Origin of the sequence: Candidatus Frankia nodulisporulans (genome assembly GCF_902806475.1) — a bacterium.
Taxonomy (GTDB): Bacteria; Actinomycetota; Actinomycetes; order Frankiales; family Frankiaceae; genus Frankia; species Frankia umida.
The window spans coordinates 1-678 of record NZ_CADCWS010000529.1; the positions used below are offsets into that span (position 1 = coordinate 1).

Below are 678 nucleotides of genomic sequence, written 5' to 3' on the forward strand. Positions count from 1 at the left end.
TCAACCTACGGCCATTGGTCCGTGGGTTGAGGGTACGGCCCTCACCGAGGGATTCGAAATACAGCCGGGAGGCGGAGTTCGCCGTTTCGGTCAGCCAGTAGAGGGAGATGTTGTCGAGCAGTCGGTCGCGGGGGACGGCGTTCTCGACATGGCCGTCGCAGTCCGTCCAGTCATGGAACTTCTCGACCAGCCAGGCCGCGAGGGCGGCGGGGGAGTCGTGCAGGCCATAGGCCAGGCTTTGCGGTTTGGTCGCCTGGAGCTGCTGGTAGGCGACGCCGGTGGCGCGGAACCGCCGGCCCCGGTCGAGGAGGGCGAGGTCGGCCGGATCAAGCGGGGCGGCGGAGCCGCGGTCCGCAGGTCGGGGTGCGACCAGCAGGTTGACGTGGACCGCGCGTGTTCGCCGCGGAGCCAGATCGGCCATCAACGTGACGATGGTGCTGCCCCAGTCGCCGCCCTGGGCGAAGAAGCGCGGGTAACCGAGCCTGGTCATCAGTTCGAGAAAGGCCTGGGCTATCCGCCGGGTAACTGGTCAGGTCTCGTAGATCGTTTGTTTTTGGTTTTACGGCGGGCTGGGGCTGTTCGATGGCTCGCCGGCCCGGGAGTGTTGACGCGGTGTGGTTGCTCGGCCCGTAGGGTCCGGGTGTGTCTGGTGATCCGCCCGCGCTGTCGGTGCCGTCG

General features: G+C 67.6%; 1 pseudogene. It reads right to left on the minus strand.

Annotated features, from left to right (window positions below):
* A pseudogene (locus G6R24_RS21265) lies at positions 1-490 on the minus strand (epoxide hydrolase); the annotation flags it as partial.
* Positions 491-678: the final 188 nt, after the last annotated feature.